This window comes from Luteimonas rhizosphaerae, from assembly GCF_002849595.1.
In the GTDB taxonomy this organism is placed as follows: domain Bacteria; phylum Pseudomonadota; class Gammaproteobacteria; order Xanthomonadales; family Xanthomonadaceae; genus Luteimonas; species Luteimonas cellulosilyticus.
Genome location: NZ_NRQR01000026.1, coordinates 152394 through 174017 on the forward strand (window position 1 = coordinate 152394; position 21624 = coordinate 174017).

Below are 21624 nucleotides of genomic sequence, written 5' to 3' on the forward strand. Positions count from 1 at the left end.
GCGCGGTGCCCCTGCAGGAGCGCGCTCGCGCGCGATGCCGGCCGCGGCATGCCGGCGTCAGGCGACGTCTCACGCCGGCGCGCCGGACGCCAAGGGCCGCGACGCGCTACACCACCGGCGGCGCCGTCACCGCGTCGCGCGGCTGCCGCCGCATGATCCAGTTGAACAGCGGCGTCGCCATCAGCGTGGTCACGATCGCCATCAGCACCAGGATCGAGAACAGGCCCGGCTGGATCACGCCGGCCTGCAGCGCGATGTTGATCAGGATCAGCTCCATCAACCCGCGTGCGTTCATCAGCGCGCCGATCGCCAGCGCGTCCTGGTTGTCCTCGCCCGACAGCCGCGCCGCGCCCCAGCAGGCGATGAACTTGCCGGCGAACGAGGCCAGCAGGATCGCCGCCGCGGCCAGCGCGAGTTCGGGCTGCAGCACCAGCGCCAGATCGGTCTTCAGACCCGAGAACGTGAAGAACATCGGCAGGAAGAACACGACGACGAAGGGTTCGAGCTGGCGCCGCAGCGCCTCGGTCAGCGCGCCCTTGGGCATGCACGCGCCGAGCAGGAAGCCGCCGAACACCGCATGGATGCCGATCGCGTCCATCGTGAACGCACTGAGGCAGAACAGCCCCAGCATCGCCGCGAGCAGCGTCGCGCCGAGCGGCTGGTCGGGCTTGACCGTATCGGCCAGGCGCCGCAGCAGGTGCCGGCCGACGAAGACCATGAAGAGCGCATAGGCGATGCCGCCGCCGATGGCGAGGTAGGCGCTGTTCCAGCTGCCGCCGAAGCTCGCCAGCACCACAGCGAGGATGCACCAGGCCGCCGCGTCGTCGACCGCGCCCGCGGTCAGGGCCAGCGTGCCCAGCGACGAGCCCGACAGCCCGCGCTCGTGGATGATGCGCGCCAGCATCGGGAACGCGGTAATCGCGATCGCCGCGCCGAGGAACAGCGCCGCATCGCCGATGCGGATGCCGTCGGCGAACAGGCCCGGCACCGTCGTCAGCCACGGCGCCAGCAGGAACGCGAGCGCGAACGGCACGCCGATGCCCGCGACCGACACCAGCATCGCGCTGCGGTAGCGCGCGCGGAAATGGTCGCCACGGAACTGCGTGCCGACGAGGAACATGTAGAGCCCGACGCCGAACTGCGCGAACACGTACAGCGTGTCGAGCGTCTGCGCGGGGAACAGCGCCGCCTGCGCGGAGGGGAAGGCCCAGCCCAGCAGCGACGGGCCGAGGGTGACGCCGGCGATCATTTCGCCGACGACCTGCGGCTGGCCGAGCTTCTGCGCCAGCCGGCCGACGAGGCGGCAGACCAGCAGGATGACCGCGACCTGGAGGAAGAAATAGACGGACAGCTGGGCAGTCGGCATGCGGGGTCGGCGCTCGGTCGGGCTCGTGTGAAGCGCGCATGGTGCCAGCAAAGCCGGGCGCCGGCGCGGGCCGGTGCACCGGTGCGCGGCCGGGCATCACGCACCCGTGCACCAGCGCGTTCATGCGGGCATGCAACGCGATCCGGCGCGGGCCGCGCAATCGGTCCCTCTCGTGTAGGAGCGCGCTTGCGCGCGACGGCGTCAGGCGATGCAACGAACGCACGTCGGCACATGCGACTCGCAGACCCGCCTTGTCTCGGGGTCCTCTACGACGGAGGCAGCACCTGCTTCAGCCCCGCGTCTTCCCAGCGCGGCAACGACCGCATCGGTCCGCCGGCGATGCACGACCGGAACGGCGCGTCAGAATCCAACCGGCGTCCACAAATAAGCAGCGACGCCGGTCGCCACGCCCTCAAGCCAGCAGACGCCTCACCAGCGGCGGCAGCTCGGCGTCGAGGTCGTCCTTCAGCACCAGTCCCTCGGCGACCGGAAGGGCGTCGTCCAGGGTGTCCAGCGTGCCGGTCAGGAACACCAGCGGCACGGCCGGCAGCACGGCGCGGGTCAGGGCCAGCGCCTCGGCGCCGGAATAGCCCGGCAGGTTGATGTCGGACAGCACGATCTCGGGCACGAAGTCGCGCAGCGCGGCCGTGAGGCCGGCCTCGCCGTGCACGCGCTGGCACTCGATGTGCAGGCCGGCGTCGCGCAGGGCCAGTTCGGTCAGCTCGGCGTCGTCGCGCGAATCGTCGACGATCAGCACCCGCCGCCGCGGCGGCAGCGCGCCGCCCGCGTCCACGTCGCCCAAGGCTTACTCGACGTCCGGCACTTCGTTGAGCACGGCCCAGAACTTGCCAAGCGTGCGCACCGCTTCGAAGAACTGGTCCACGTCGACCGGCTTGACCACGTAGGCGTTCACGCCGAGGTCCCAGCTGCGCGCCAGATCGCTTTCCTCGCGCGACGACGACAGGATCACCACCGGCATGCGCTTGAGGGTCTCGTGCTCGCGCAGCTGCTTCAGCACTTCCAGGCCGTCCAGGCGCGGCATCTTGATGTCGAGCAGCAGCACGGCCGGATCGCCTTCCGCGCGGTCGGCGTACTTGCCGCGGCGGAACAGGAAATCCAGGCATTCCACGCCGTCTTCGACATGCACGATGGGATTGGCGAGGTGGGCGTCGCGCAGCGCATCGATGGCCATCTCGGCGTCGTGCGGGCTGTCCTCGGCGAGGAGGATCGTGCGGATGTCGCTCATGGGTCTGTGTCCGGTCAGGAGGAGGATCCCGCGTCCTGTGCGGACGCGGGCAGGGTGAAGAAGAAGGTGGCGCCTTCGCCGGGCGCGGAGTCGGCCCAGATGCGGCCGCCGTGGCGGCCGAGCACGCGGCGCACGCTGGCCAGGCCGACGCCGGTGCCGGGGAATTCGGTCGCCGAATGCAGGCGCTGGAACACGCCGAACAGCTTGCCGGCGTACTGCATGTCGAAGCCGGCGCCGTTGTCGCGCACCGAGAACTGGTAACCGCCCTCGTCGAGCTTCCTGCAGTCGATCTCGATCGTCGCCGGCTCGCTGCCCACGCTGTACTTGACCGCGTTGCCCAGCAGGTTGAGCCACACCTGGCGCAGCATGTTCTCGTCGCCGACGACGATCGGCAGCGGCGTGATCGTCCACTCGATGCGATGGCCGGCATGTTCGGCGGCGGCGTTCGAATCCAGCATCGCGCGGGTGTCGGCGACCAGCGACTGCAGGTCCACGCTCTGCAGGCGCAGCGCGCTGCGGCCCAGGCGCGAGTACACCAGCAGGTCGTCGATCAGCGCCGACATGCGCTTGGCCGACGAGGCGATGACGTTGAGGTAATGCGTGGTCTTCTCGTCGACGTCGTCGCCGAGATGGCGGCCCAGCTTGTCGGCGAAGCCGGCGATGTGGCGCAGCGGCGCGCGCAGGTCGTGGGAGACCGAATAGCTAAAGGCTTCCAGTTCCCGGTTGACGTCCGACACCTGCGCCACCTTGCCCTCGAGCTGCTGGTTGAGCTCGCGGATCTGGCGCTCGCTGATGCTCTGCGCGGTGACATCGGACGCGGTGATCAGGGCCACGTCGGCGTTGCGGTCGGGCAGCTGCATGCGCCGCGCGTTGAGCAGCATCGTGCGTTCCAGGCCGTCGACGGTGTGCTGGACCTGCTTGAAGTCCCACAGCTCGCGGCCGCGGGCCAGCACGTCCTGCAGGCGGCGCAGGGTTTCCGGATTGCTCCAGGCGCCGTTGCCCAGCTCGTCCAGGCGCAGGCCGCGCGCGTCGTCTTCCACACCGTAGAGCTCGGCGAATGCGGCGTTGTACATCACCACGCGCTGCTGCATGTCGGTCAGCACGATCGGCTCGCGCACGGTCTCCAGCACCGCCGCGGCGCGCGCGCTGGCGCGCTGGGCGAAGCCTTCGGCCTCCTGGCGCCCGGACAGCTGGCGCAGCGCGAAGAAGCTGGCGCCGCCCAGCAGCGCGATCTGCACCAGCATCGCCGTCCAGCTCGCGATCTCCGCGTCGCGCGTCGTGCGCTGCGAGACCTCCAGGCGCTCGACCAGCAGCGCCTGTTCGGCCTCCACGATCTCGTCGATCAGCGCCTGGATCGGATACAGCCGGATCATGCTGTCGATCGTGTCGTCGGCCGCGGACTCGGCCGCCACCGTCACCTCGTCGATGCGCGCCAGCCGCTGTTCCAGGTACCGCTGCAGCGCGCCCACCCGGGCCTGCTGCTCGGGGTTGTCGCGGGTCAGCGCCTTGATGTCCTCGAGGTTCGGCAGGATGCGCGCGCGGGCGTCGCTGATGCGGGCCTGCAGCGCCGGCGAATCGATACCGCGCACCCGGGTCAGCGCCGCGGCCTCCAGGCTGCGCGCATCGGCCGCCACGGTCTGGGTCAGGCTGGCGACCTCGTAGGTGTGCTTGACCTTGACCGCCGCGTTCTCGGACGCGTCCATCGCCGTGCGCGTGATCAGGAACGGCCCGACCACGATGACCACGATCGCCAGCGCGAACGCGGGCAGGCGCCAGCGGCTCAGCAGGAACGGGGGCGGGGCGGCGGAGTGGGGCATCGGGCAGCGGGATCCTGGCGCACGGGCAGGCGCGCATGATGCCGCATTCCCCTGAATGGCCGAATCATCGCCGACCGCGCTGCCACAGGCAATCGGCACCGTTCGCCCCCGTCCGGACCCCGGTGTCACCCCTGATAGAATCGGCAGTCTTCTCGACCCCACATGCCGCGGCCGTGCGCGCCGCGCTGGAGCACGCAATGAACTGGCTGAACGACGTCCTGCAGAACGACCCCGATCCGACCGAAACCCGCGAATGGATCGAGTCGCTGAAGGCCGTCATCGATGCCGATGGCCCCGAGCGCGCGCATGGCCTGCTGGAGAACATGGTCGAGCTGACGCGCCGCGCCGGCGCGCACCTGCCGTTCGACCCGACCACCGAATACGTCAACACCATTCCCACCCACGTCGAGCCCAAGATGCCGGGCAACGCGGAGCTGGAATGGCGTATCCGCTCGATCATCCGCTGGAACGCGATGGCGATGGTCGTGCGCGCCAACCGCAAGCCGGGCGACCTCGGCGGCCACATCGCCAGCTTCGCCTCGTCGGCCACGCTGTACGACGTGGGCTTCAACCACTTCTTCCGCGCGCCGTCGGCCGACCACCCGGGCGACCTGCTCTACACCCAGGGCCACAGCTCGCCGGGCATCTACGCGCGCTCGTTCCTCGAAGGCCGCCTGACCGAGACCCAGCTCGACCACTTCCGCATGGAAGTCGACGGCCAGGGCATCTCGTCCTACCCGCACCCGTGGCTGATGCCCGACTACTGGCAGACCCCGACCGTCTCGATGGGCCTCGGCCCGATCGCCGCCATCTACCAGGCGCGCAACTGGAAGTACCTCGAAGCGCGCGGCCTGATGCCCAAGTCCGACCGCAAGGTGTGGTGCTTCATGGGCGACGGCGAGACCGACGAGCCCGAAAGCCTCGGCGCGATCTCGGTCGCCGGCCGCGAAGGCCTCGACAACCTGGTCTTCGTCATCAACTGCAACCTGCAGCGGCTCGACGGCCCGGTGCGCGGCAACGGCAAGATCATCCAGGAGCTGGAAGGCCAGTTCCGCGGCGCCGGCTGGAACGTCGTCAAGGCGATCTGGGGCAGCTACTGGGATCCGCTGCTCGCCAAGGACAAGGACGGCATCCTCAAGAAGCTGATGATGGAAACCGTCGACGGCGAATACCAGAACTGCAAGGCCTTCGGCGGCGCGTACACGCGCGAGAACTTCTTCGGCAAGTACCCCGAAACCGCCGAGATGGTGGCCAGCCTGTCCGACGACGACATCTGGCGCCTCAACCGCGGCGGCCACGATCCGCATAAGGTCTTCGCCGCCTACCAGAACGCCATGGACACCAAGGGCCAGCCCACGGTGGTGCTCGCCAAGACCGTCAAGGGCTACGGCATGGGCAGCGCCGGCGAGGCGCTCAACCCCACCCACAACACCAAGAAGCTCGACGACGATTCGGTGCGCACCTTCCGCGACCGCTTCAAGATCCCGGTCACCGACGCGATGCTCAAGGACGGCAACGTGCCGTTCTACCACCCGGGCCCGGACTCCGAGGAAGTGCAGTACATCCAGGAGCGCCGCAAGGCCCTCGGCGGCTACCTGCCGCAGCGCCGCGCGAAATCCACCGAAAGCCTCAAGGCGCCGAAGCTGGAAGTGTTCGAGCGCCTGATGAAGGACACCGGCGAGCGCAGCATCAGCACCACGATGGCCTTCGTGCAGTCGCTGTCCATCATCCTGCGCGACAAGCAGGTGGGCCCGCGCGTGGTGCCGATCGTCGCCGACGAGGCCCGCACCTTCGGCATGGAAGGCCTGTTCCGCCAGCTGGGCATCTACGCCCCGCAGGGCCAGAAGTACAAGCCGGTCGACCGCGACCAGCTGTCGTACTACCGCGAGGACGCGGCCGGCCAGGTGCTGGAAGAAGGCATCACCGAGGCCGGCGCGTTCTCCAGCTGGATGGCCGCCGCGACCAGCTACAGCACCAACGACGTGCCCATGCTGCCGTTCTACATCTACTACTCGATGTTCGGTTTCCAGCGCATCGGCGACTCCGCCTGGCAGGCTGCCGACATGCGCGCCCGCGGCTTCCTGCTCGGCGCGACCGCCGGCCGCACCACGCTCAACGGCGAAGGCCTGCAGCACGAGGACGGCCACAGCCACCTGCTGGCCGGCGCCATCCCCAACTGCCGCGCCTACGACCCCACCTTCGCCGGCGAAGTGGCGGTGATCCTGCAGCACGGCATGCAGCGCATGCTCGACGAGCAGCAGGACGAGTACTTCTATCTCACCCTGATGAACGAGAACTACCCGCACCCCGAGCTCCCCGCGGGCGCGGCCGAGGGCGTCATCAAGGGCATGTACCTGCTCAAGGACGCCGGCAAGCCCAAGAAGGGCGAGCTGCGCGTGCAGCTGCTGGGTAGCGGCACCATCCTGCGCGAGGCCATCGCCGCCGCCGAGCTGCTGGACAAGGACTTCGGCGTCACCGCCGACATCTGGTCCTGCCCCAGCTTCACCGAGCTGCGCCGAGACGGCTGGGATGCCGAGCGCTGGAACCGCTTCAACCCGGAAGCCAAGACCAGGAAGAAGGCCTACGTCACCGAATTGCTGGAAGGCCGCCAGGGCCCGGTCATCGCCGCGACGGACTACGTGCGCGCGTTCGCCGACCAGATCCGCGCCTTCGTGCCGGCCACGTACACCGTGCTCGGCACCGACGGCTTCGGCCGCTCGGATACGCGTGCCAACCTGCGCCGTCACTTCGAAGTGGATCGTTACTACATCGCGCAGGCGGCGATCGATGCACTGGCGAAGGACGGCAAGATGACCGGCAAGGACGTGGCCCGGGCGATCAAGCTGTACAAGATCGATCCGGAGAAGGCGAATCCGGTCGGGGTTTGATCGACTTTGAGGAGTAAGGCGGCTTAGGCCGCCTTACTACTTTTTGAAAAAGGGGCTGATGTGAATATCAAGAGTGCGCTGGTCGATATATTTTCGTCGAAGCCGGCTGGTCCATTCTTGTTCGTAGGTTCAGGGTTTTCTCGACGCTACCTCGGCTTGGAAGATTGGCGGGGACTTCTGTCGAAGTTCTGCGTGACGGGGCGGCCATTTGAGTATTACTTGTCTACTGCTGATGGAAGTTACCCTGCGGCAGCCCAGGCGCTTGCAAAGGATTTCAATGCGCACTGGTGGGGCGCTCCCGAATTCAAAGGCAGTGTCGAAAGGTACAAAGACAAGATTCACACTGAATCATCTGCTCTTCGTATTGAGATTTGCTCCTACATATCCACTCTTGATCAAACAATTGCATTGTCAGGAGCGTATGCGGACGAGGTTAAGTTGCTATCAAGCCTGAATGTAGACGGCGTCATCACAACAAATTGGGATCTGTTTTTGGAGCAGATATTTCCCGATTACAAAGTCTACGTGGGCCAAGAGGAGCTTCTCTTTTCGAATCCGCAAGAGATCGGAGAGATTTACAAAATCCACGGAAGCTGCGGTCGTCCTGATACGTTAATTCTTACTGACACCGATTACAATCAGTTCAATGATCGTAACGCGTACTTGGCGGCGAAGCTGATCACTCTTTTTGTTGAGCATCCGGTTATATTTCTAGGTTACTCGATATCTGACGATAATATTCAGGCGCTTCTCAAGTCCGTATCCCTTTGCATTGGCAAAGGCAATGTCGAAAAGCTAAGAAAGAACCTAATTTTTGTTCAGAGATTAGGCGGGAATGAGGTTGAATCAGTTTCCGACACTTATTTGACTGTCGATGGCGTCCAAATTCCTCTTGTGCTAGTTAAAACGAATGACTTCAAGGGAATTTATGAAGCAATCGATCTGACAAAGAGAAAAATTCCAGCAAGAGTTCTCCGTTTTTGCAAAGAACAGCTTTACGAGTTGGTACAGTCAGCAGAGCCGGAAAAGAAACTTTGCGTTGTCGGAATCGATGAGATAGAAAATAAAGACGACGTTGAGTTCCTCGTCGGCGTCGGAGTTGCAAGCGCTGCACCTGCCGCGACAAATCTCGGTGACATCGGCTATGCGGGGATAAGCGGGCTGGACCTCATTCATGATCTTCTTCATGAGGATGGAGGATACGACCCTCGGCAGATTCTCGAGCACACTATTAAGTCGGCAGGGCGTAATTCTAAGAATATACCCGTTCTTAAGTACATGCAGGCGGCTGGTATAAAATCCAAGAAGGAATACGAAGCCAGCGGTCTCAACCTTGACAAGTGGGTCAATCGCGATGTCAGGGAGTTTAGAATGAAGCAGTACGCGGCTCCCTTCAGGCGGCATCATCGGAGTAAGAATGCGGCTGATATAATTGCCACTTGCACCCCAGAGAATGCTGCGGCTTACATCCCGTTTCTGAGTGCGGAAAAGATCGACTTGGATGTTCTCAGGTCATTTCTAGTCGATAACGAGTCAAAGATGGACTACGAAAAGTCTAGTTATGCAAGTAGCTATCGAAAATTGGCCAGTTTGTTTGACAAATTGAAATGGGGCTGGTGATAGAGCAGCTGCAAGCCTGTGCGCTTTGTTTTTGTATGCCGCGCTGAATCTGCCGCCAGGATTTCTCTGATATTTAGGATTTAAGAGGCGGGGCGGGGCGCCCTGATGATTAGGGCTGCGGCGGTTCCTCTTGCGCATCGCGAACTTTTTCAGATCTGGATCTCTGCTCTCTTAATTGAATTTAAGGTCGACGCATGGAGAAGCAAGCAAAGGCCAGGCCTTTTCGATCGCCTCGCAGCATGGAGTTAGAGAGGTCGGCACGGAACTCTATCAAGCCGTTCCTAGAATCATGTGGTTTGACAGACGTTGTGGAGCAACGGCAAGTCACGGGCACTGCGACGACACAGCGGATAACAGCGTTGTTGTCATCGGGGATATCGATCACTGCAAAGGTGAAGCTCTGCTGGCACCGAAACGACCGTAATCCGAGAGAGATGTGCTACTCCGCTACACAGCTAAAGGCGCGGCGACTTGAGGCGGGCTGGGACGCGACCTTGGCCAGCTTGGTGAAGTCAAACCAGAAGCAGGGAATTACCCATTTTCTAGTTGCGCAGCCGGGGGTGATTGGCATTTCGTTTGCAGCACTGATTCCGATGACGGCGGTGCGTGATATCTGGTGGCGTCAGCATGACTTAAGTCAGGAACTGATACAGAAAGGGCGGCTCGGTCGTCAGACGAAGAATCATGCTGCCAACGGACACAGTCCTACTCTGTGGCTGCAAGACGACCGGACACCAGCCGGACACCTTGTTGCGGACGAGTTATGGGGCTTTCCAGGTGTCATCGAACTGGTGCCCGGGCTAGCTTCTGAGACTAACGATACTTACGACGACTACCCTGGACTTCCTTCCAACATAGGTCACGACGGCGCCGGGCGGGTGTTCGTTAAGCAATCCAAGGTTCGCCGCTCTCGACGAGTGCGTGAGCGTGTGCGTCAGCGCGCTAACGGCATCTGTGAGCGATGCAAGGACAGTCGGCCTTACGGAAATTTTCTTGATGTGCACCACATCATGGGTGTGGAAAAAAGCGATCGCGTATGGACATGTGTTGCAATCTGTCCGAACTGTCACCGAGAGGCGCATGTATCTCCCGATGCAGAGGCGATTAACGCGGAACTGATGAGATTTGCTGCGAAGTTCGAAGTGGGGCTTGGAACCAAATAACCGGGGCAGGTTCTAAGGTTTCCCCACGTTTTCATGGGGATGACGGTGCCAGGTTCACTTCCTTGGCCGTCGACGAGGTCAAGCGAGATCTGTTGGTCACCCATGGCCTGGACGCGATGGAAATCAATCTCTCGGGATCGACCCGCAGCTAACGGTGCCAGGTTAACTAACCGTGCCAGGTTTACTTAAGACGCATCGTCGACTGCATGGCGCTGGTCCGAGTCGGCGTTGATGCGTCTAATCCATGATTCGCCAACCCGTTCGGCGATCTTCAGGGCTTCGCCATGCCAAAGGCTGAGAAACGCTGCGGCGATCATGACGGTGGCGAGGATTGCGTACGCCCGCTGGCTGAAGCCAGTCGCGTGCGTTGCGAGATACGCAGCGAGCGCGCCCACGCCTGCGAACAGGAAGTAGCGGAGCGTGGGCCAGTGGCGGAGGAGCGCGCGAATCCGTGCGCTGCGATGTGGCGTGTACTTCCAGGCCACGGCTCGGGCCGCCGGGTCGTAATCGAAGAAGTCCCACAGCTCCGATAGGTCCAGCAGGGCTTGGCTCGTATGCGGGTGTGCGAGCGCGTTGCGAATGACGTGCGCCGGCAGGTGTGTGCCGTAGAGATGGCGGACTAACGGGGTCAGGTTCACTTACTTTGCGGGCTGATGCCTCGGGCCGTCTCTTCACTGTGCGTTGAGCCAATCCTCCAGCATCGATTCGGACATGGGGCGCGCAAACAGGTAGCCCTGGAAATGATCGCAGCCCATCCCGATCAGCAGATCGCGTTGGGCAACGGATTCGACACCCTCGGCCAGCGCGCTCATGTGCATCACTTGGGAGATCTCGATGATCTTGCCTAACAGGCGTTGTGCGCTGTCCTGACCGGCGGCTTCCTGCACGAACTGGCGGTCGATCTTCAGCTTGCGCACCGGCAGTTGGCGCAGCGTGGCCAGGGACGAATAGCCGGTGCCGAAGTCGTCCAGCGCCCAGGTGATGCCCAGCGCTTCGATCGCCCGCATCTTGTCGACGATCGCCGAGGTGTTGGTGGACAGCGCGGACTCGGTGAGTTCGAGTTCCAGCAGCGCCGGGTCGATGTCCGCCTGGCGGATGACGGCGGTGAGGGACGGCGTGAAGTCCTCGTCCATCAGCTGCATCGGGCTGACGTTGACCGCGATGCGGAGATGCCGGGTGTTCGCCACTTCGGACCACGCCTTGAGCTTCTCGCAGGCTTGGCGCAGGACTTCCAGGCCGATGTCGCTGATCAGCGTGCTTTCTTCGGCCAACGGGATGAACACATCGGGTGACAGCAACGTTCCGGACGGGTGCCGCCATCGCGCCAGCGCTTCCACGCCGGTGACCGTGCCATCGCCCCGCACCTGCGGCTGGTACATCACCTCGATTTCGCCGTTCCGCACGGCACGTCCCAGTTCGCGCTCGAGCTGCAGCCGCTTGCCGACGTCCGCCCGGTAGATCTTGAAGATGATGGCCAGCAGCGCGATGGCGAAGATGATGTTCGAGCGCGCGCCCCACTCGCGCACCTCGACGGGAGGCGAAATCCCCGGCGCCAGTGGATCCAGCGCGCCGGCCGCGAACGCCGCGAATGCGGCCAGGCAGAGCATCGGGAAGACCAGGGAGCCGTAGCGCTCGCGTGCTTCGAAGATGAAGGCCGCGGCGGCCGCGAGCGGAAGCAGAAACATGTGCGCCGATCGTGGCACCCATGCAATGGGCGCATCGATCAGCGCGATGCCGCACACCGCGACCAGGATGCCGTGTGCGACCAGCAGGACCGACTTGCCGTCGCCTCGCCGTCTGCGGGCCAGTGCGAGCACGCCGACCACTGCAACTGCGAAGAACAGCCCCGCCAGTTCCACGCGATCGAAGTACCAGTAGCACACCGTCCACGCCAGCCCGAGCGTGATGGATGCCACGCCCGTCAACGTCAGGATGGCGGAGATCTTCTCGCGCCGCGCCGCGCTCTGGAATTTCAGCATTCCATGCCGATCGTGAGCGGCGATGTGTTTCATTCTGTGCATGGGTCTTCGAGCGCAAGCGCGAGGTGCACGTCCGTCTTCCGGGGAGGACTGGCCGGGCAGGGTGTCTTCGGGAGGCGCTTTGGCGCGCCGTATGCACAGGGACGTCGTGCGGTCTGCGTGCTTCGCCTCGTCGGCAACTCGGTGGGAGGCGCGCTCGGATCGATGCGTTCGATCCGTGACGCGTCCGCAGCGGCGGGCATTCTAGGGTTCGCCGGGGCGAGCGCGGAGAAGCGCTGCAGGAACTGTGATCAGTGCCACGCTCGATTGCCAGGATTGGGCTTACGCCTGGCAGCGTCGGGCGTGTCACGGACGCGGCGGGTATCCAGGGCGTGGATGCACGGACTGGCATCGAGCTGGCCGCTCAAGGAACCGGGGCAGGTTGTGATCCCGAACGCGCGAGGCTCGACCTCGATCGGTGTGCATGCGGTGTTCGCAGGCTGACCCGACGCGCGCCGCCTGGTCAGCGCGCCGCTGATCAGAGGATCACGCGGGAGGTGGTGGTCCCGGCTTCACGTCCGATCACGGCGTGCTCGTCGTGCGCTACATTCCCGTCTCCCCGGTGATGGATCACGACATGGCACGCAGGCGGATGGGCAACGGAATGCGGTGGATGATACTTGCCGGTGTGATGGCCGTGGCCGGATGCACGGAGCTGGCAGTGACCGAGGTCGAGACGAGCGCCAGCGGCGCGGATCCCGGCGTAGACGCCGCGCCTGCCGCGCCCGCTGCGACAGCGCATGTCGACAGCGCGCCGGCCGTGGAGTCCATGACATCCGTCCCGCTCGGCGCGACCAAGCCGTTCGCGTTCGAGCCGGGCAGCGCAGGCGAGTCCTCTGCAGTCGAGTGCCGACTCGATGGCTTCGCAATGCCGCACGATGCGCGCGTGTTTGCAGCGGGCGGCTATGCAGGCGCACCCGCTGGCTTCCAGATCGATCAGAGCGGTCATTCGGCGACCACGATGCAGGTGGCCGTGCATCAGGCCGATGTGCCGGTGGCCTTGCTGCTGGGCGCGTACGAGCCCACGGTGTGGACGGTGGGCTGGACGGCGGGCACACGGATCGCGGCCGTGGTGGTGACCGGCTACCACCGCCAGCACGTGACCGGCCTGCCGACCGATGTCCCGGTGTTGGTGAGCACCTACGACAATCGCGGCGCCTGCGGGTATGCCTACGTGGGCGGCGAGGGGTCGGCGAAGCTCAACCCGATCGCGCGGCAGGTGTTCGGACGCCCGGTCGACGTCGCCTACGAGGCCCGCGACGGACGTGTCACGGTGGGCACGCTGCCTGCCGGCGCTGCGCTGGTGACCGATGCTGCGGCCGCCCCGGCGGAACAGTTCCAGTTGAAGGACGCGCCCCTTGCCGGGCAGGCGGGCATCGATGCGGCATTGCGCGCCGGCATCCTGCGGCCGGCGACGCTCGCCGACGTGCAGGCCTGGGAACGCGCGCAGCAGCAGGCGGGCACACGCGACGTGCCGCCGGTCGTGGGTGGCAGCGCCTCGCGCGCGCAGGGCGTGCCGTATCGAAGCTACACGGTGCTCGAGGCCTTCCAGATTCCCGCCGGCCTGTACGGGGCGCATTCGGCCACGTTCTTCGTCGCCCGCGGCGCGCCGCCGCCGAGCGGTGATCCCGGGCATTCGGCAATCCAGTTTCTGGATACCGGGCATTGCGAAGGTCGGATCTGCGGGATGCGGTGAATAACGGTGTCAGGTTCACTTCTTCGCAAGCGCTCAGATCATTGAACAGGCGAACCATCCGCGGTGGTGTCATTTGATCTGCCACTCCGGATTGGCAGCCGAATGGCAGTGGGTCTAGATGCCCTTCGCGTCGCGCGACCGGGTGGCGAGTTGCGTGACCAGACCATGTGGAATCGGTCGATTTGCCGGGAACGTCACGCCGGTCTTCGTCGCCTTGAGCTTGGCGTCCGATATCTCTAGGGCGCAGGCGGCAATTGCGGCCGGATCGACGTAGAGGCCGCACTGTCGACTGAAGGCCGCATAGCCGGCCACTACGGTGCCGTCGACTTCGAAGCCGGGCATGTCGTACTTGACCACTTCCTGCGCATCGGGAAGTGCAAGGGCCAGTTGCGCACGCAGGCGTCTGAGGACGTCGCGGAACTGCTCGGGCGCAGCATCAATGTAAGTGTCGTGGTCGGTCTTCTTATTCACTGGTTTGTGCTCCTTCTGCGCGGTGCCAGCCAACGGTGCGAGGTTCACTTAAATCGCGCCATCGACTGCCTGGTGCTGTGCCGATTCGGCATTGATGCGCTTGATCCATGACTCGCCTACTGTGGCGGCTACCCGCAAGGCTTCGCCATGCCAAAGGCTGAGAAACGCAGCGGCAATCATGACCATGGCCAGGATTGCGAACGCCCATTGGTTGAAGCCCCCCACGCGTGTTGCCAGATACGCTGCAAACGCGCCGACGCCTGCGAGCAAGAAGTATCGAAGTGTGGGCCAGTGACGTAATAGGCTGCGTGTCTTCGCGTTGTGGTGCCGCCTGTGCTTCCAGGCGACGGCTCTGGTCTGAGGGTCGTAGTCGAAGAAGTCCCACAGCTCCGACAGGTCCAGCAGGGCTTGGCTCGTATGCGGGTGCGCGAGCGCACTGCGGATGATGTGCGCCGGCAGGTGCGTGCCGTAGAGATGACGAATCGTGACTTCGAGCCACAAGTCGTCGTCGACACGCTTGGTGTCCCAGTGTTCCAGAAACTCGCGCCGATGCTGGCTGCGCCGGCCATGTAGTCCGAACAGGCCGCGAACGGCGTACAGGAGCAGGGCGAACAGCACGACGGGAATGAGGAAGCCGGCGCCGCCGGCGGCAATGACGTCCTTGATCAATTCGACACCCTCCGTGAGTGAGTGGATTGCGTATGAGCGCGCTAAGAGCGTCGCACGAAAGCTGCCGCGCTACGTGCGAGGGACGCCGGGAGGGCACCAGTGGTGTGCCGTTGACGCGCATGCGTTAGACGCGTGACGGGTCGGCAACGTGCGGCACGCGTCCCCGCCCGCGCAGAGGGGTGCGACAACGTGTCGCGGAAGAACCGAAGCTAATGGTGTCAGGTTCACTTGCTGCGGTGCGGGCTCTGAAGCCCGAGGGCCGGTGTGCTGCGCTATGTGCGTTGTCCTGCCGAGGAGCGGCGAATGGACGCCAGCTCCGCATTCCATGGAGAACCCGCATGACGCGCATCAATCGAGTCACCGCTGCCTTGTCAGTCTCTTGCGCACTACTGGCCGCAGGCTGCGCGAGCAGCGGTGGAAGCAGCGCCGCATCCGCGTTCCAGCCAGGCAAGTACCAGAACGGAGAGAACGTCGCCATCTTCAACGCTGATGGCACGTTCGTCGGCACGACGACCACGGGCGAGGACTGGGTGCGAGGCACCTACGCGCTCAGCGGGAACGAGGTCGTCATGCAGGACACCTGGGAAAGCGAGATGCTGCGCCAGCAGATGGGCAAGGACTGCATCGGCATCGTGGGTCGCTACCGCTGGACGCTGGCGAGCGACGTGCTCACGGCGACGGTGATCGACGATCCCTGCGAGGGACGCCGGCAGGGCACCAGTGGTGTGCCGTGGACGCGCATGCGTTAGACGCGTGCCCGGTCAGCAACGTGCGGCAGGGCGTTCCCGCCCGCGCACAGGGGTGCGACAACGTGTCGCGGGGGGCCAGCCGGCGACCGGTCTAAGATGCCGCTCGACGATGGCACGCAAGAAAGAAACTGCTGCCACAGCGATGTGCGGCGGTTCGCGCGCATCACCCCATGCGGCGCCGAGTGACGGCCTGGAACTGAGCAGACATGTACGACTGGGTGCCGATCGTCCTGATGGTGTTCAAGGTGCTCGTGCTCGGCGTGGGCATGTTCTTCTCGATCAAGTGGCACCACGACCAGGCGAAGAAGGACGCGCAGGACAAGAAGGACGAGGAAGCGCGGAAGCGACAGCACGAGGCGAGCGGGCCGTAACCACCCCTGGCCACCGCGCCGGCTTCAGTTGGTCAGACGAACCGCAGGTCGCTCGGGGCGGGCCGTTCAACCGATCCCGGATCGGCGCTCAATGCGGCCCCGTCAAGATTGGGGTGCTCACCCTTCCCCCTCGTACCGCAGCGCATCGATCAGCGCCCGCAATGCAGGCGGCGTCTGTCGCCGGCTCGGGTGGTAGAGATGGCAGCCGGCGAACGGTTCGCACCAGGCATCGAGCACTTGCACGAGGCGCCCGGCGGCGATGTCCTCGGCCACGTCCTGTTCCATCTGGTAGCCGAGCACGGCGCCGGCGCGCACGGCGGCCAGGGCGACCTCCACATCGTCGACGACCAGCGGGCCGTGGGCGCGGACGCGGATCTCGCGGCCTTCGTGCGTGAACTCCCACGGCAGCAGGCCGCCCGACGTGCGCAGGCGGTAGCCGATGCAGGCGTGGTCCTTCAGGTCGTCCGGGGTGTGCGGCGCGGGGTGGCGGGCGAAGTAGTCGGGTGTGCCGACGACGATCGTGCGCAGGTCCGGCCCGATGCGCACGGCGATCATGTCCTGCTCGACGGTATCGCCGAAGCGGATGCCGGCATCGAAGCCGTCCGCGACGATGTCGGTCAGGCCGTTGTCCACCACCACTTCCACCTGGATACCGGGATGGGCGAGCAGGAACGCCGGCAGCCGGGGCGCCAGCACGCGTTGCGCGGCATAGGTGAAGGTGGTGATGCGCAAGGCGCCCAGCGGCTGGTCGCGCCAGGCGTCGAGTGCGGCCAGGCCGTCTTCGATGCCGGCCAGCGCCGGGGCCAGCGACTGCAGCAGGCGTTGGCCGGCCTCGGTCGGCGCCACGCTGCGGGTGGTGCGGGCGAGCAGGCGCACGCCCAGCCGCGCTTCCAAGCCGCGCATGGCATGGCTCAGGGCCGAGGGCGAGAGGCCCAGCGCGGCGGCGGCGCGGGTGAAGCTGCGCTCGCGGGCCACGGCGGCGAAGGCGAATAGATCGTTGAGCGGGTTGCGCTGCATTGCTGCAGTGTGCTCACAAGCCCATGCGCCGGGCAATGGCTAATCAAACGCGATGCCGGCCACTAGGCTGGATGTCCGGCCCGCACTGCGGGCAACCCCACAGGACACCCCCATGGACCTCACGCATTACCGCACCCTTGGCCGCTCCGGCCTGCTGGTGAGCCCGCTGGCGCTCGGCACGATGACCTTCGGCGCGCAGCGCTGGGGCACCGACGCCGCGGCGTCGCGCGCGGTGTTCGACGCCTACATCGATGCGGGCGGCAACTTCGTCGATACCGCCGATCTCTACAGCGACGGCCGCAGCGAGGCGATGCTCGGCGACTTCATCGCCGACGCGGGCGCCCGCGAGCGCTTGGTGGTGGCGACCAAGTCCGGCTTCCCGCGCATGCAGGGCAATGCCCACGGCGGCGGCAACGGCGCCAAGAACATCCGCGCCGCGCTCGACGGCTCGCTGGCCCGGCTGCGCACCGACTACATCGATCTGTACTGGATGCACGTCTGGGACCGCATCACCCCGCCCGAGGAAGTGCTGCAGACGCTCACCGACGCAGTGCGTGCCGGGCGCATCCTGCATTACGGCTTCTCCAACACGCCGGCCTGGTACGTGGCGCGGGTGGCGACGCTGGCCCAGGCGCACGGGCTGCCGGCGCCGATCGGGCTGCAGTACCAGTACTCGCTGCTCGATCGCGGCGTGGAACTCGAATTGCTGCCCGCGGGTGACGCGCTCGGCCTCGGCCTGGTGCCGTGGAGCCCGTTGGGTGGCGGACTGCTGACCGGCAAGTACGCCCGCTCCAAGCTCGCCGATGCCGCACGCAGCGGAGGACTGCCCGGTAATGCGTCGGGTGGCGAGGCGACACGCAGCGACGACGACGGCCGGCTCGATGGCGACAATCCCTTCGGCGGCATGCTGTTCACCGAGCGCAACTTCGACATCGTCGACGTCGTGCGCGAGGTGGCCGATGCGCAGGCGCGTTCGATGGCGGAAGTCGCGCTGGCCTGGACGGTGGCGCAGCCCGGCGTGTCCTCGGTACTGGTGGGCGCCAGCCGCGTCGAGCAGTTGCACCAGAACATCGCGTCGCTCGACATCACGCTGACCGCGGACCAGCAGCAGCGCCTGGATGAGGCGAGTCGCCCGCCATCACTCAACCCCTACTTCATCTTCCAGCTGCCGCCGCAGATGCGCTTCGGCGTTGAACATGCGACGGGGTGGGCACAGCGGTAGCGGTGCAGCGCGAGCGCGCGGGGCGCCAAGGGGGCGCAGGCGAACCGTGATGCGGACCTGGCGTTACGGGAGCAAGCCACTCTTGGTCAGGAGTGGCTCGATATCGCGAAGGTCAGGCAGACGGATACACGGGCCAGCGATGGCAATCAGCCCAGCGCGTCCAGCGTCACATCAATCCCGTCGCGCAGCACCCGGAAATCGATCGGCTTGTAGTGGAAGTTGTTCGACTGTCCCGCGGAGCACGCGGTCATCGCGGCGACCAGCGGCATCTCCGCGCGCAGGCGGATGAAGTCGCCGGGCTTGCTCAGCGGCGGCAGGACGGACACCTTGCCCGATGCGTCGAACGCGACATGCATGAAGACGTTGAACGCGATGGGGATGCGGTCGACGCCGATGCCGTAGGGCGCCAGGGCCGAGGCGAGGTTGCCCTCGCAGCCCGGGCGGCCTTCGGTCTCGCCGTAGAGCTTCTCGAACATCGTCTTCGAGCACGGCGTCAGGGTGAAGTCGTGCCGCCCGCAGGTGTCCTCGACGATCGAGAACATGGGGTTGCTGCGGTTCGAGTAGAGCGTGTCGCCGGTGCTCAGGAACAGCTTGGACGCGTAGTCGATGGAGCGTCCCGACGACAGGTATTCGGCCGTGTCGTCGCGGGCGAAGGCGGTCAGGTCGCTGACTTGCTCGCCCATCGGGTCGATGATGATCAGCTCGTCGCCTGCCTCGAGTGTCACCGCACGCCCCGAGCAGGGCGGAATGCGCTGGGTGTTCGATTCGCTCACTTCGGGCTCCTCACGCGGAACGGGCACACCCAGTCCGCACCGGTCTTGCGACCGCTGTACTGGCGCGTCTCGGCCGCGGCGCCGAAGTCGGCGAGGTTCGGGTTGATGGAACCCTGCAGCGCAATATCGCGTTCGCGGGTGGCGACCTGCATCTTCTGGTAGCGGCCGTCCTCACGCAGCTTCTCGAACTGCTGGTGGGAATTGAACACCAGTACCGGCGTGTCGAACTGGCGCGCGATGCGCGACGCCCCGGGATGCAGGCCGATGACGAAGAAGGCGTGACCGGCCAGGCTCAGGCTGAAATGCGGATCGTCGGGGTCGCGGCTCACGTCGGGGGCCCAGCGCGTGCCGCCCTTGATGTCGAGATCGTGCAGACGCTGGAGCTGCGACCAGAGCATGGCCTCGAAACGGGACTCGTCCGTGTCGCGCGGACCCTCGAAGATCGCGACGAAGGAATGCACTGTCTTGCTGTCGTCCGGTTCCTGCTCGATCTTCCGCGCGAAGCGCGCGAGCCCTTCGAGCAGCGGCGCATCGTTGATCCGGTCCCCCATCCGCCCGAACACGTGTGGCTCCAGCGCATCCTTGGCCAGGGCAGCCTTGGAGCCGACGCAGGGCCAGTCGGCCGCGCGGATCTTCTCGAAGAACAACTCGGGCAGATGGGCGGGGGACGCAATGCCTGGCGACGTGACGGGACGCGAGACATGCGGACAACGTGCGGGTGAAGAGGCCATGAGTGCATCAGATCGGCTTGCGGGACTCGGAGCCTAGGCACTGGGTCGGGATGCGACTGTGTACGAACGGGACAAGCGGGACGGGTCGGTTAGAAGCAGGACAGCTTTGTGCGGCGACTGTCATAGGCCCCGACATTGCCGCGGTCAGAACGTGCAGACACTGCATCCTTTTCACTGCGGACGCGGCGGCATCCGCGATTCGCGCCTGTCTGCAAGCGCAGACGCGTTGTCGTGATAACGCGGCGCATCACTCAAGCGAGGGTGACGGGAGGGTGCCCGGTTTCGCCACTGCTGTTGCTTAACGACCGCGTTGCGGCTCGCAGCCCACGCCGTCGTCGTCGCGATCAAGATGCGGGCCGTAACCCGGCTCGCCGCGATGCACCGGTGCGGCGCCGGCCTCGCGTGCCTCGGTGCAGTTGCGGAACGCACCCTGCGATCGCTGCGGCTGCAGGCCGAAGCGGGGTGACGCGGGTGCGGAGCGCGATGGCAGCGGCTGCACGGACGGCGGCGCCGATGCGGCAGGGCGATGGCAGTGGTAGTCGCCGTTCTTGCGATCGTTGTGGCAGCCGTGCCGGTCGAGCCCGCCGCCGTGCGCATGCGCCGCGCCGACGCCCAGGGCGAGGACGAGCGCGATCAGGTGGCGAGGCGGTGCGGGCATGGGTATTCGCAGTGGTGATGTTACCGACAGCCTGCACCTTCCATGCCACGGCGCGCGACCGGCACCGGGGGAACCGCGGCCCCTTTCGCACGCGACCAAGGGCGCGAATGGTCAGTCCCGCCATCGGCCGAAGCCGAAGGCCGAGGTCGATTTGATATCGTCGCGGCGGCCCAGACCGATGGACGCACCCGACGCGAGGCGATGCAGGCGTGAACGACGTAGACCAACCCCGGGTTGCCGTCGTCGAGGACGACGACGAGCTGCGCGAGCAGATCCTGCTGCCGTTGCTTCGCGATTCGGGTTTCAGGGCGACCGGGGTGGCGAGCGCGCTGGCCCTGTATCGCGATCTCGTCGCGAACCGTTACGACCTGGTGCTGCTCGACGTCGGGCTTCCGGACGAGGATGGCGTCGAGATCGCCCGCCATCTGCGCCAGGTGGCGCCGGCGACGGGCCTGGTGATGCTGAGCGGGCACGTCTCGGACCGCGATCGCCTGCGTGGACTCGAAGCCGGCGTGGACGCCTACCTCGACAAGCCTGTCGAGTCCGACACGCTGGTCGCCACCCTGCGCAACGTCTACCGGCGCGTGGGAACGGGCGCCGGCGAGGCCACCGGGCGCTGGCGTCTGGATGCGGCAGGCTGGCGCATCCTGTTGCCCGATGGCCGCGCGGTCGCGATGTCGCTGCCCGAACAGCAGATCATGCGTCTGCTCGCGGCAGCGCCCGGCACGCCGGTGCGCCGCGATGCGCTCATCGCCAGCCTGTCGGATGATCGGGACGGTTTCGATCCGCACCGGCTGGAAATGCTGGTCTACCGCCTGCGCCGCAAGTGCCAGGACTCGACCGGCCTGGCGTTGCCGTTACAGACGGTGCGCGGCGTGGGCTACGTCCTGGCCTGGTAGGGCCCGCGACCGGCAGGTCGCATCTTCAAGGGCATCGCGGCGTCTCCCCTTGGTGGGACCCCACGGCCCTTCTGGGCTTCGCGATCCCGTGATGTCCGGGTGTCACTCGCCGATGGCCGAGTTCCCTCACCTGGCGTGAGGTTCCGCAACACAAGGTGCGTGATTCTGGGATGCGCATCACATATAGTGCGCGCCGCACGTCTAATCAGTCCGCGGCATCGCGGTCCGGTCGGGGCGTCCGGGGAGGCGC

General features: G+C 65.7%; 20 protein-coding genes. 8 read left to right on the plus strand and 12 right to left on the minus strand.

Going from position 1 to position 21624, the window contains the following annotated elements; translation table 11 throughout:
* Positions 1-106 precede the first annotated feature (106 nt).
* The 4 genes from CJ022_RS14080 to CJ022_RS14095 form a co-directional block, all read right to left on the minus strand.
* A complete protein-coding gene (locus CJ022_RS14080; protein ID WP_101927258.1) occupies positions 107-1366 on the minus strand; it encodes a cation:proton antiporter in 1260 nt (419 codons plus the stop codon).
* Positions 1367-1778: 412 nt separating this feature from the next.
* Entirely contained in the window at positions 1779-2159 is a 381-nt protein-coding gene (locus CJ022_RS14085) for a response regulator (protein ID WP_233198833.1), read from the minus strand.
* 12 nt (positions 2160-2171) lie between these two features.
* Entirely contained in the window at positions 2172-2612 is a 441-nt protein-coding gene (locus tag CJ022_RS14090) for a response regulator (RefSeq protein WP_101927260.1), read from the minus strand.
* 14 nt (positions 2613-2626) lie between these two features.
* Complete coding sequence (locus CJ022_RS14095; RefSeq protein ID WP_101927261.1) at positions 2627-4429, minus strand: sensor histidine kinase; 1803 nt, start codon at positions 4427-4429, stop codon at positions 2627-2629.
* A gap of 197 nt (positions 4430-4626) precedes the next feature.
* Here CJ022_RS14095 and aceE point away from each other — a divergent pair, with 197 nt between their 5' ends.
* The 3 genes from aceE (at position 4627) to CJ022_RS14110 (ending at position 10100) form a co-directional block, all read left to right on the plus strand.
* On the plus strand, positions 4627-7317 hold the full coding sequence (gene aceE, locus CJ022_RS14100) for a pyruvate dehydrogenase (acetyl-transferring), homodimeric type (protein WP_101927262.1): 2691 nt from the start codon (positions 4627-4629) through the stop codon (positions 7315-7317).
* 219 nt (positions 7318-7536) lie between these two features.
* Entirely contained in the window at positions 7537-8937 is a 1401-nt protein-coding gene (locus CJ022_RS14105) for an SIR2 family protein (protein ID WP_199171556.1), read from the plus strand.
* Between the two features lie 494 nt (positions 8938-9431).
* Positions 9432-10100, plus strand: a complete 669-nt coding sequence (locus tag CJ022_RS14110) for an HNH endonuclease signature motif containing protein (protein ID WP_199171557.1) — start codon at positions 9432-9434, stop codon at positions 10098-10100.
* A gap of 185 nt (positions 10101-10285) precedes the next feature.
* Here the strand turns inward: CJ022_RS14110 and CJ022_RS14115 are convergent, their stop codons facing one another.
* Together CJ022_RS14115 and CJ022_RS14120 are read right to left on the minus strand one after the other, a co-directional pair.
* A complete protein-coding gene (locus CJ022_RS14115; protein WP_101927265.1) occupies positions 10286-10738 on the minus strand; it encodes a hypothetical protein in 453 nt (150 codons plus the stop codon).
* A gap of 33 nt (positions 10739-10771) precedes the next feature.
* Positions 10772-12112, minus strand: a complete 1341-nt coding sequence (locus CJ022_RS14120; RefSeq protein WP_199171558.1) for a putative bifunctional diguanylate cyclase/phosphodiesterase — start codon at positions 12110-12112, stop codon at positions 10772-10774.
* Positions 12113-12647: 535 nt separating this feature from the next.
* Between CJ022_RS14120 and CJ022_RS14125 the strand changes: the two genes are divergently transcribed.
* Positions 12648-13814, plus strand: coding sequence for a hypothetical protein (locus CJ022_RS14125; RefSeq protein WP_233198808.1), 1167 nt, complete (start codon positions 12648-12650; stop codon positions 13812-13814).
* Positions 13815-13928: 114 nt separating this feature from the next.
* Here the strand turns inward: CJ022_RS14125 and CJ022_RS14130 are convergent, their stop codons facing one another.
* Complete coding sequence (locus CJ022_RS14130; RefSeq protein ID WP_101927561.1) at positions 13929-14285, minus strand: iron chaperone; 357 nt, start codon at positions 14283-14285, stop codon at positions 13929-13931.
* Positions 14286-14333: 48 nt separating this feature from the next.
* Positions 14334-14954, minus strand: coding sequence for a hypothetical protein (locus CJ022_RS14135; protein ID WP_101927267.1), 621 nt, complete (start codon positions 14952-14954; stop codon positions 14334-14336).
* Between the two features lie 338 nt (positions 14955-15292).
* Between CJ022_RS14135 and CJ022_RS14140 the strand changes: the two genes are divergently transcribed.
* Both CJ022_RS14140 and CJ022_RS17300 read left to right on the plus strand, forming a co-directional pair.
* Positions 15293-15703 (plus strand): hypothetical protein, encoded by a 411-nt coding sequence (locus CJ022_RS14140; protein WP_101927268.1) that lies wholly within the window; start codon positions 15293-15295, stop codon positions 15701-15703.
* Positions 15704-15909: 206 nt separating this feature from the next.
* Entirely contained in the window at positions 15910-16074 is a 165-nt protein-coding gene (locus CJ022_RS17300; RefSeq protein WP_199171559.1) for a hypothetical protein, read from the plus strand.
* 117 nt (positions 16075-16191) lie between these two features.
* Here CJ022_RS17300 and CJ022_RS14145 read toward each other — a convergent pair whose 3' ends face one another.
* Positions 16192-17091, minus strand: a complete 900-nt coding sequence (locus tag CJ022_RS14145; protein ID WP_101927269.1) for a LysR family transcriptional regulator — start codon at positions 17089-17091, stop codon at positions 16192-16194.
* Between the two features lie 112 nt (positions 17092-17203).
* Here CJ022_RS14145 and CJ022_RS14150 point away from each other — a divergent pair, with 112 nt between their 5' ends.
* Positions 17204-18313, plus strand: coding sequence for an aldo/keto reductase (locus CJ022_RS14150; RefSeq protein WP_101927270.1), 1110 nt, complete (start codon positions 17204-17206; stop codon positions 18311-18313).
* A 146-nt stretch (positions 18314-18459) separates the two neighbouring features.
* Here CJ022_RS14150 and CJ022_RS14155 read toward each other — a convergent pair whose 3' ends face one another.
* The 3 genes from CJ022_RS14155 to CJ022_RS14165 form a co-directional block, all read right to left on the minus strand.
* Complete coding sequence (locus CJ022_RS14155; RefSeq protein WP_101927271.1) at positions 18460-19086, minus strand: DUF1989 domain-containing protein; 627 nt, start codon at positions 19084-19086, stop codon at positions 18460-18462.
* Positions 19083-19817: a guanitoxin biosynthesis heme-dependent pre-guanitoxin N-hydroxylase GntA gene (gntA, locus tag CJ022_RS14160; RefSeq protein WP_101927272.1), complete on the minus strand. Its 735-nt coding sequence runs from the start codon at positions 19815-19817 to the stop codon at positions 19083-19085. Before gntA ends, CJ022_RS14155 begins: the two co-directional genes overlap by 4 nt.
* A gap of 298 nt (positions 19818-20115) precedes the next feature.
* Positions 20116-20475, minus strand: coding sequence for an excalibur calcium-binding domain-containing protein (locus tag CJ022_RS14165; protein WP_101927273.1), 360 nt, complete (start codon positions 20473-20475; stop codon positions 20116-20118).
* A gap of 209 nt (positions 20476-20684) precedes the next feature.
* On the opposite strand from CJ022_RS14165, the gene CJ022_RS14170 reads away from it, so the two are divergent.
* Complete coding sequence (locus CJ022_RS14170; protein ID WP_101927274.1) at positions 20685-21374, plus strand: response regulator transcription factor; 690 nt, start codon at positions 20685-20687, stop codon at positions 21372-21374.
* The last annotated feature ends 250 nt before the right edge of the window (positions 21375-21624 follow it).